The sequence below is a fragment of the Amycolatopsis acidicola genome, from assembly GCF_007713735.2.
GTDB classification, from domain to species: domain Bacteria; phylum Actinomycetota; class Actinomycetes; order Mycobacteriales; family Pseudonocardiaceae; genus Amycolatopsis_E; species Amycolatopsis_E acidicola.
Genome location: NZ_VMNW02000165.1, coordinates 1 through 8,971, shown reverse-complemented (window position 1 = coordinate 8,971; position 8,971 = coordinate 1). Strand labels below are relative to the sequence as shown.

Sequence of the window (8,971 nt, the reverse complement as noted above, 5' to 3'; positions counted from 1 at the left end):
CACGAGGACCTCCGTGGCATGGTGCAGATTGTGGTGATCCACACCAAACCCGGAGGTCCTCCCTCACGCCAAGATCATCCGACTACGTGTCCCCACGTTCGCAACCTCCCGGGCCAGTACACCTAGTGCGTGAAGTGCCGGGTGCCCGTCAGGTACAGGGTGACCCCGGCCTTCTCCGCCGCCTCGATGACCTCCGGGTCCCGGATCGAACCGCCGGGCTGCACGACCGCCCGCACGCCCGCCTCCAGGAGCACCTCGAGCCCGTCCGGGAACGGGAAGAACGCGTCCGAAGCCGCGACCGAACCCTTGGCCCGCTCACCGGCGCGCCGCACGGCGAGCCGCGACGAGTCGACCCGGTTGACCTGCCCCATCCCGACGCCGACCGTCGCGCGGTCGTTCGCCAGCAGGATCGCGTTCGACTTGACCGCGCGCAGCGAACGCCACGCGAACGCCAGGTCCGCCAGGGTCTCCGCGTCCGCCGCTTCGCCGGTGGCCAGCTTCCAGCTCGCCGGGTCGTCGCCGGGGGCGTCGATCCGGTCGACGGTCTGCACGAGCATCCCGCCGGAGATGGGGCGGAACTCGATCGGGTCAGGGTTGCGCAGCTCGGGGAGCCGCAGCAGGCGGATGTTCTTCTTGCGCCGCAACACTTCCAGCGCGTCCTCGTCGAACGCAGGCGCCAGCACGACCTCGGTGAACACGTCCGCGATCTGCTCCGCCGCGGCCAGCGTGACCGGCCGGTTGCTGGCGATCACGCCGCCGTAGGCCGAAACCGGGTCGCAGGCGTGGGCCTTGCGGTGCGCCTCGGCGATGTCCGCACCGACGGCGATCCCGCACGGGTTGGCGTGCTTGATGATCGCCACCGCGGGCTCGGCGAAGTCCGCCGCCGTGCGGCGCGCCGCGTCGGTGTCGACGTAGTTGTTGTAGGACATGGCCTTGCCGTGCAGCTGCTCGGCGTGCGCCAGCCCGTCCCGCCAGTGCTTGTACACCGCGGCCTTCTGGTGCGGGTTCTCGCCGTAGCGCAGGATCTCGCCGCGCTCCCAGGTGGCGCCGGTGACGTCCGGGAAGCCGGAGTCGTCGGCAGGGGCGTAGGAGTTGGCGAACCACGCCGACACCGCCATGTCGTAGCCGGCGGTGTGCGAAAAAGCTTTCGCGGCAAGACGTTTACGGTCTTCGAGCTCGAAGCCGCCTTCGCGGACCTGTTCGAGCACCCAGTCGTAGCTGGCGGGGTCGACGACGACAGCGACGCTGCCGTGGTTCTTCGCCGCCGCGCGGACCATCGCGGGCCCGCCGATGTCGATGTTCTCGACGCAGTCTTCGGGGCTCGCCCCGGACGCCACGGTCTCGCGGAACGGGTACAGGTTCACCACGAGCAGGTCGAACGGAGCGATCTCCAGGTCCTTCAACTGCTGCTCGTGCTCCGGGCGGCTCCGATCGGCCAGCAGCCCGGCGTGCACCCGCGGGTGCAGCGTCTTGACCCGGCCGTCGAAGGACTCCGGGAACCCGGTGACCTCCTCGACCGGCGTCACCGGCACCCCGGCGTCGGCCAGCGTGCGTGCCGTGCCGCCGGTGGAGACGATCTCCACGCCGGCCGCGTGCAGGCCGGTGCCGAGCTCGAGCAGCCCCTTCTTGTCCGATACACCGATCAGGGCCCTCTTGACCGCTCGCCGTCCCGTCACCGGAAAACCACCTTCCGTCCTTCCACCGTGCAACCGCCTCGGCCCAGCCGCTCCACCACATCCACGAGGAGCCGCCGTTCCACGACCTTGATCCGCTCGTGCAGGGTCGACTCGTCGTCCTCGGTCTCCACCCCGACCGCCTCCTGCGCGATGATCGGCCCGGTGTCCACGCCGGCGTCCACGAAATGCACCGTGGAGCCGGTCACCTTGACCGCCATCCCGAGCGCGTCGGCGACCGCGTGCATCCCGGGGAACGAGGGCAGCAGCGCCGGATGCGTGTTGATCACCCGGTTCTCGAAGCGCGCGAGGAAGGCGGGCCCGAGTATTTTCAGGAAACCCGCCGACACCACCAGATCGGGCCGGTAGGCGGCGACCGCTTCGGTCAGCGCCTTGTCCCAGGCCGCGCGATCGGGGTGGTCGGCCAGCTTCACCGTGAAGGGCGCGACCCCGGCGCGCTCGGCCCTGGCGAGTGCTTCGACGCCGTCCCGGTCCGTGCCGACGGCGATCACCTCGGCGGGATAGTCCGGCCTGGCGGCCGCGTCGAGCAGCGCCTGCAGCAGAGTGCCCGAACCGGAAGCGAGCACGACCACCTTGACCGGCGTGGGCAGGTCCAACCGACTGGACTCCAACGCCTCTCCTTCACCCCGCGACTAGGTCGCACCCAGCCTAGCTGGGCTGTTCCGGCTCCTCGGAGGTGGGCGACGGCTCTTCTTCGTCCGGTTCCTCGTCTTCCGCGACGTCTTCGTCGGGCTCCGGCTCTTCGGGATCCTCCTCGGCCGGCTCCTCGTCGACGACGTCTTCCCCGACCTCGTCCTCGAGTTCGCTTTCGCCGTCTTCGTCGAGGTCAACGGACACTTCCGGCTCGTCGAGCACGACCTGTTCGACCGCGCGGGGACGTCGTGGCCCGGCCAGCCAGGCCACCAGTCCGCCGGGGATGACGATCCAGGCGAAAGCGGCGACGGACATCAACGCGACCGGGATCGACACCGGGTTGAACGGCCCGCCACCGAGCCTGCCGCCCGCGAGAGTGCACAACACCACACAACCGAACCCGATCAGCGCACCGGCGATGGCCACCGTGCGCAACCGCGTCAGCGGATCCTCGTCACTGCGGCGCAGATACCAGCCGACCAGCCCGCCCACCGCGGCCGGCAGCAGCATCAGGACCGGCCACCAGCGCGCGCTGTGCTCCGGCATGCTCGCCAGCAACGGCAGCCCCGGGACCGCCCCGCCGGAGAACTGGTACGCCGCCACCGAAACCGAGCCCAGCGAAAAGCCCGGCCCCACCACGAAAGCGAGCGCGCAGACAACGGCGTTGGGCAGATATCCCAGCGACAGCAGGAACATCCCCGCGCCGCTGCCGAATCCGGGCGCGTTGGTGCTGAACAGGTCACGCGCGGTGTGGAAGGAAAGGGCGAGGCTGAGTGCGAAAACCGTGGCCGCGACGGCCAGCAACCCGGCCATCCCCAGCGCGCCCGCCTTCAGCCCGCGCAATGCGATGGGGTCGAGGTGTTTCCTTGCGGCGTCGAGAAAACCGCACCTGTCGGCCACGCCCGCCGTCGCGCAGAGCGCGGCGACGAAACCCGGCACGAGGAACGCCGGCAGCGGTTCGACGCTGATGCCGACACCGGTGGCCGTGAGCGCGATGGTCACCCCGACCAGCGAATGCACGGCCGCCATCGGAGCGACGACGTTCACCGCCTGGCCCGGTTCCCGCAATCCGAGGCGCTTCGCCGCGTACACGGCCGAGCTGACGATGAGCGTGCACAGCACCGCCGTGCCGAGCAGAGGCAGCACTCCGAGCGGGCTTCCCTTGATGCTGACCGGCACCTGGTACGCGGCCAGCAACCCCGGCCCGGCGGCGCGCAACACTCCGGACAGCGAGAAGTGCGACGGCGCCGCCAGCAGGGTGACCAGCGAGAACAACACGAGGACGAAGGCGTAACCGGCGACCAGCGGGCCAGCGATCGCCACCACGAGCGTCTTCACCCGTGCCGTCCCGGAAGGCCCGTGCTGATCGCGCGGCTCACGCACCCCTTCACCGGGGCGCGACTGCGGCGCGAGCAACGACATGCCTCGCACCTTCGCATCCGGGCTGCGCCGTCCGGGTGAGGCACGCCGCTCACCGATCATGGCTCCAGCCACACTCACCCGGAGGCGTTAGGAAAAACGGCCACCACTCCGGCCGCGAAAGCCGAGGTGGTGGCCGTGGTGACGAGCTCGGTCAGCCCTTGTTGAGCCCGCCCGGCGGGGTGCCGGGAGGCTGCTGCTGGCCGGATTCCGACTGCTGCTGCGGCGTGTAGAACTGCCCGGCCTGCGGGGCGTAGACGGTGGACTGCGGCGCCACCGGCGACGTGAACTGCGTGCCCTGCGGGCCCTTGCCCTCCGGCCCCTGCTGCGGCTGCTGTTGCTGCTGGCCGAAGCCCGGCTGGCCATAGGGCTGCTGGGCGTACGGCGGCCGTTGCTGCTGCTGCGGGACGGGCAGCTTGATCAGGTTGTACTCGAAGAGCAGCGACGCGACGGCCACCAGCAGCTGCAGGATGCCCAGGATCAGGATCACGGTCATGATCCCGGGGGTGTCCACGCCCGAAGGCACCCGTACGACGGACAGGATCGCGTACAGGCCACCGAGAACGCTGAACAGGACGGCGAAGACCTGGGTTCTCGGCGCCCGCGGGATCAGCGAGATCCCGGCGAGCAGACCGCCGACGAGCAGGAACAACAGTGCCTGGTCGGAGTTGGACGCCTCGTCGGAGAAACCGATGAAGTAGTTGACGAGGCCGAGCACCGCCACGACGAGGGTGAGCACCATGGGCAGATTGACGGCCGACAGGTTCGGCCCGCCTTGGTTCTGCTGTTGCGGGAAGCCACCGGTACCCGGGGCCTGGGGGTTGGGTTGTGCGCCGCCACCCTGCTGGGGGTAGCCCGGCCCACCGCTGGGGAAGGTCATTCCGTGCTCTCCTGTCGTTTTACTGCCCGAAGGTAGGTGGCCGTTATGTCCGGAAAAACGCTAGCGCACCAGGACTCTCAGGCCACCCCTCGGCTATCCGACGTACGGGGCGGGGAAACGGTTGCGTCCAGCCCGCTGTGAGAAAACGCGAACGGCCGGTCACCCAGCTGGGTGACCGGCCGTTGCGGCTCGAACCAGGGCTCAGTGCAGGTTCTTGTACAGCTCCCGGGCCAGCTCGGCCGTCTCGGTCGGGGTCTTGCCGACCTTGACACCGGCGGCCTCGAGGGCCTCCTTCTTCGCCTGCGCGGTGCCGGCGGAGCCGGACACGATGGCGCCGGCGTGGCCCATCGTCTTGCCTTCGGGCGCGGTGAAGCCCGCGACGTAACCGACGACCGGCTTCGTCACGTTCTCCTTGATGTAGGCAGCGGCACGCTCCTCGGCGTCGCCACCGATCTCACCGATCATCACGATGACCTCGGTCTCGGCGTCGTTCTGGAACGCCTCGAGCGCGTCGATGTGCGTGGTGCCGATGACCGGGTCACCGCCGATGCCGACCGCGGTGGAGAAGCCGATGTCCCGCAGCTCGTACATCATCTGGTAGGTCAGCGTGCCGGACTTCGACACCAGGCCGATCTTGCCGGGGCCGGTGATGTTGGCCGGGATGATGCCCGCGTTGGACTTGCCGGGCGAGATGACGCCGGGGCAGTTCGGCCCGATGATCCGGGTCTTGTTGCCCTTCGCCACCGCGTGCGCCCAGAAGTAGGCGGAGTCGTGCACCGGGATGCCCTCGGTGATCACGACGGCGAGCGGGATCTCGGCGTCGATGGCCTCGATGACCGCGTCCTTCGCGAACTTCGGCGGCACGAAGATGACCGACACGTCGGCGCCGGTCTCCTTGATGGCCTCCTCGACCGTGCCGAACACGGTGAGGTCCTTGCCCGCGATGGTGACGGTCTGCCCGGCCTTGCGGGCGTTCACGCCGCCGACGATGTTCGAGCCCGCCTGCAGCATCTTGGTCGCGTGCTTGGTGCCCTCGGACCCGGTGATGCCCTGAACGATGATCTTGCTGTTGGAGTCAAGGAAGATCGACATTGTCTTACGCTCCTGCCGCCGCGAGCTCGGCAGCCTTGTCAGCCGCGTTGTCCATGGTGTCCACCTGCGTGACCAGCGGGTGGTTCGCGTCGTTGAGGATCTTGCGGCCTTCTTCGACGTTGTTGCCGTCGAGCCGGACGACCAACGGCTTGGTGGCCTCGCCGCCCAGGATCTTCAGCGCTTCGACGATGCCGTTCGCGACCGCGTCGCAGGCGGTGATCCCGCCGAAGACGTTCACGAACACGCTCTTCACCGACGGGTCGTTGAGGATGACGTCCAGCCCCGCGGCCATGACCTCCGCGGAGGCGCCGCCGCCGATGTCGAGGAAGTTCGCCGGCTTCACGCCGCCGTGCTTCTCGCCCGCGTACGCGACCACGTCCAGGGTGGACATGACCAGGCCCGCGCCGTTGCCGATGATGCCGACCTCGCCGTCGAGCTTGACGTAGTTGAGGTCCTTCGCCTTGGCCTTGGCCTCCAGCGGGTCCTCGGCCTGCTTGTCGACGAGCGCCTCGTGGTCCGGGTGGCGGAAGCCGGCGTTCTCGTCGAGGGTGACCTTGCCGTCGAGGGCGACGATCTTGTCCTGCGGGTCGCGGACCAGCGGGTTGACCTCGACCAGCGTGGCGTCCTCGGCCACGAAGGTCTCCCACAGCTTCACGACCGCCTCGGCGGCCTGGTCGCGGATGGCCTCGGGGAAGTTGCCCTGGGTGAGGATCTCCAGCGCCTTCGCCTTGTCGACGCCGGCGATCGCGTCGACCGGCACCTTGGCGAGCGCGTCGGGCCGCTCGACGGCCAGCTGCTCGATCTCCATGCCGCCTTCGGCCGAGGCCATGGCGAGGAAGGTGCGGTTGGTGCGGTCCAGCAGGAAGGAGAAGTAGTACTCCTCCGCGATGTCGGACGCCTCGGTCACCAGCACGCGATGCGTGATGTGGCCCTTGATGTCGAGGCCGAGAATGGCTTCCGCCTTCTCCTTGGCCTCGGCCGGGTCCTTGGCCAGCTTGACGCCGCCGGCTTTGCCGCGGCCCCCGACCTTGACCTGAGACTTGACGACGACCTGTCCACCGATCTTCTCGGCGGCGGCCTGCGCTTCTTCCGGGGTGCTCGCAACGGCGCCGGGCAATACCGGCACGCCGTGGGCGGCGAAGAGGTCCTTCGCCTGGTATTCGTAGAGGTCCACTACTCCAGTCTCCTGACGACACACGCATTTGTGCTGGGCGCAAGGGCGTGCTGTTTGCAAACCATGCTGCCGGACGGAGACGACCCTAGCGACCTGGGGAGAAGCTCGGGGCGCCGCATCTGGTGAACTCGGTCACCGTATGGATCCAGAGCGTGTTTTCGGGCTGTGAAAAGCCCCACGCGGGGCCAGTGCGGCGGCGATCGCGAGTGCCACGACACACCCGAGAGCGAGCCACCAGCCCACCCCGGCGTGCGAGCCGGTGATCTCGCCGCTCGCCAGCGGAAGCTGCAGAACCCGCAGGACGGCGAGCAGCGTGGCGCCCGCGAGGAGTCCGGTCGCCTGCCCCGGACGGCTTCGCGGCGCGAGGAAGCAGGCGCCGAGCACGGTGAGTAGCGCGACGAGCAGCCCCCACGAGGGGGTGCCGAAGTTCGACCACAGCGCGGGCTCGGTGTAGTCCGGGGCCACGATCGAGGGCGTGCCGAACCCGCCGACGGCGAGGATCCCGCCCGCCACGAGCGGCGTCATCAGGTTCGGCCCCGGCACGACTTCCGCCGTGTCGTCGCTGTCGTCCCGCTCGACCATGCCCGTCACGACGGAGCAGCACGCCGTCGCGATCGCCCCGACGGCGGCGACCGCCGTCCAGACGGCGCCCTGGCCCGGTTCGAGCCCGGCGCCCAGTTCGGTGGCCGTGATCGCCGTGGTCAGCACGGCCGTCGCGGCGAGCGGAACTCCGGCCCACACAACGGAAATCACGGGCCGGACCCGCAAAGCGAAGGCCGGGACGAACATCGCGAGGCCGAGCACGCCGAGCAGTAGTCCGGAAATCAGCAGGAGTGACCGCGAGGGGCTCGCCGGCCCGGACAGGCCACCGGCGATGATCACCTGATCGGTGACCGAACCGATGATCGCGGCGATCATCGTGAGCAGTGCCAGCACGCCTGTGGCCACCCGCAGCTTCGACGAACCCGGCAGACTCGCCTCGCCCGCTTCGTCCTCCGCCACTTCGACAACGGGACCTTCGCCGGGCAGGAACGCCACGAGGATCAGCCCCGCGACGCCGACCAGCACGACGATCGGCCCGGCGGTGAGCGACACGTTCGTCACGGCCAGTCCGGTCACGAGGTTGGGCAGCCCGATCGCGAGCGCAGCCAGCGCCAGCCCGAGCAGCCCGCCCAGCGTGACGCCGCGCGCGCCAGAGCTGACGAGCAGCGCGGCCCCGGCCGGGAGCGCGAACGCCACCAGCAGCGACCCGGCGAGCACGATGCCCGTGCTCTCGAACGCGCTCCCGACGGGCAGGAACGCGTCATCGGTCGAGAAGGGCGCCATCATCACGCCGATCGCCGCGATGCCTCCCGCGACCACGCCCGCGAGCAGCAGACCGCGCCCGGCAGGCTCCCCGCGCGGCCCGATGGCCCGCAACGCCAACACCCCGGCAGCCGCGGTGGCCACGTGCCCGGCGAGAAGCAGCCACAGCCCGGTAGAGGGCGCGGCGACCTCGAAGACCTCCGGCCGGTACAGCTCGGGCCTCGCCGCCGACGACGGGTCGACCAGGAACTGCAGGTCCAGCACGAAGCGTCCCGGCGCGAGCGCGGCCGCCCCGGCGAACACACCGACAGCCGCGACCGGCCGCCCGCGGCCGAGGAAGAACAAGGCCAGCGCGAAGGGCAGGACGGCAAGCACGATCAGCAAGGGCGCACTCGTGTATCCCGGGGAAGCACCGGCCACCACCGGGATCGACGACCCCAGCGCGAGCAGCACGGCGGCGAGACCACCGAGTGTGAGTGCGGGAAGCAATGTGCCGTTCGGCTGCCCTTCGACAGCGTCCGGTGGCCGCGGATCGGTCCGCGCCAGCCGGCCGCCCGGGGTCCAGCGAGTCCAGGTCATTGCCACGAAACGCTAGCAAGGAACCCGGCCCTGCGCGCACGCGTCCGCGCGCACGGGCACCCGCCCGCTCGCCCGCCTGCCCGCACCCGTGCCCCGGCCGGTGCCCTGACCCGCGCCGGGGCACCCAGGCTGGCAACGCGTCACCGGCGATTCACGCAGCGAAGTGGCGCGTGTCGGCTCTCTTGCTGTCTCTTA

The 8,971-nt window shown here is 69.9% G+C and carries 7 protein-coding genes; all 7 read right to left on the bottom strand.

The window, feature by feature from the left end:
* Nucleotides 1-122 precede the first annotated feature (122 nt).
* Nucleotides 123-1,676 (bottom strand): bifunctional phosphoribosylaminoimidazolecarboxamide formyltransferase/IMP cyclohydrolase, encoded by a 1,554-nt coding sequence (gene purH / locus FPZ12_RS44660; RefSeq protein ID WP_144761355.1) that lies wholly within the window; start codon nt 1,674-1,676, stop codon nt 123-125.
* Entirely contained in the window at nt 1,673-2,290 is a 618-nt protein-coding gene (gene purN / locus FPZ12_RS44655; RefSeq protein ID WP_144761358.1) for a phosphoribosylglycinamide formyltransferase, read from the bottom strand. Before purN ends, purH begins: the two co-directional genes overlap by 4 nt.
* Before the next feature lie 52 nt (nt 2,291-2,342).
* Nucleotides 2,343-3,749 carry a cell division protein PerM gene (locus tag FPZ12_RS44650; protein ID WP_144761351.1) on the bottom strand — a complete coding sequence of 469 codons (1,407 nt, stop codon included), beginning with the start codon at nt 3,747-3,749 and terminating at the stop codon, nt 2,343-2,345.
* A 151-nt stretch (nt 3,750-3,900) separates the two neighbouring features.
* The gene (locus FPZ12_RS44645; protein ID WP_144761348.1) at nt 3,901-4,626 is read right to left on the bottom strand and encodes a DUF5336 domain-containing protein; all 726 of its coding nucleotides are present in this window, start codon (nt 4,624-4,626) and stop codon (nt 3,901-3,903) included.
* Between the two features lie 201 nt (nt 4,627-4,827).
* Nucleotides 4,828-5,718 (bottom strand): succinate--CoA ligase subunit alpha, encoded by an 891-nt coding sequence (gene sucD, locus FPZ12_RS44640; RefSeq protein ID WP_144761345.1) that lies wholly within the window; start codon nt 5,716-5,718, stop codon nt 4,828-4,830.
* Nucleotides 5,719-5,722: 4 nt separating this feature from the next.
* On the bottom strand, nt 5,723-6,892 hold the full coding sequence (gene sucC / locus FPZ12_RS44635; RefSeq protein WP_144761342.1) for an ADP-forming succinate--CoA ligase subunit beta: 1,170 nt from the start codon (nt 6,890-6,892) through the stop codon (nt 5,723-5,725).
* Nucleotides 6,893-7,024: 132 nt separating this feature from the next.
* Nucleotides 7,025-8,776: a hypothetical protein gene (locus FPZ12_RS44630; protein WP_144761339.1), complete on the bottom strand. Its 1,752-nt coding sequence runs from the start codon at nt 8,774-8,776 to the stop codon at nt 7,025-7,027.
* Nucleotides 8,777-8,971 lie beyond the last annotated feature (195 nt).